Here is an 820-nt window from a genome sequence, read left to right on the forward strand (position 1 = left end):
CGATTATTCTCAATCCACGAATTCACCAAATAACGCTCTTTGTCATCGCTATTATTAATTGAGAGCGAAGTTTGTTTGGCATCGGCCGGATAAATAACTCGTGTTGCCCCCAGAGCAACGCCTCCAGCAGCATGCACATTAAAACATGTTAATAACAGGCACAGCATTACCGCCAGACCTGGTTTAAATAAAGTCGTCATTACAAAGCACCATCATTATTATTAATCGACGTAACAGAGCCAGGTGCGGCATGCGGAATAATAATCTTCTGTTTAGCCTCATCCCTGTGGCTATCGTCATCCCTGCCTGGTCCGATTACTCGTATTTCATCACGAAGGTGGCATCTGCGTTCGCCTGGCCTGCTGTTGCAGTAGCAGCGGTCGCTTTATAACGCGCGGTAAATGGCAAGGTGTTGGTGCCATCAACCAAAGTTTTCGCGGTAGAGAATGTGCTGCCATCCGGGGTCAATACTTGCGATTTATTGTCCAGAATTTCGATACCTACGCCGCCTGCGGTGGTGCTGTTATCACCAGAGTTAATAGCCAGAAGCGTTGGGTCAGTGCCATCCGTTTGGCCTGAAAAAGCCACAGAAGCCAGTGTGGATACGCTGGTATCACAATCGTTCAGGACGATGGTAAAAGGGATCTGCGCTGAAGTGTCACCCACTTTAGTGAACGCCGCGGTACGGTACTGGCCGAGTTTCACAATCTGATCGGCAGACTTGGTGCTTACCGAACAGGCAGCATTCACCAGCTCACCTTGAAAGTGTACGGTGCCGCCATTTACCGTCACCGCATCGGCCTGTGCCGCACCGCTCACT

Annotated in this window: 2 protein-coding genes; both read right to left on the reverse strand. The window is 49.9% G+C overall.

All coding sequences use genetic code 11. The features are described 5' to 3' along the window. A partial coding sequence (locus MES37_RS24480; RefSeq protein WP_237932838.1) for a fimbria/pilus periplasmic chaperone occupies positions 1-167 on the reverse strand: 167 nt, incomplete at its 3' end. A 148-nt stretch (positions 168-315) separates the two neighbouring features. Next, positions 316-819: a type 1 fimbrial major subunit FimA gene (gene fimA / locus MES37_RS24485; protein WP_237932837.1), complete on the reverse strand. Its 504-nt coding sequence runs from the start codon at positions 817-819 to the stop codon at positions 316-318. Position 820 lies beyond the last annotated feature (1 nt).

Source organism: Buttiauxella sp. S19-1 (assembly GCF_022134725.1).
Classification (GTDB): Bacteria; Pseudomonadota; Gammaproteobacteria; order Enterobacterales; family Enterobacteriaceae; genus Buttiauxella; species Buttiauxella ferragutiae.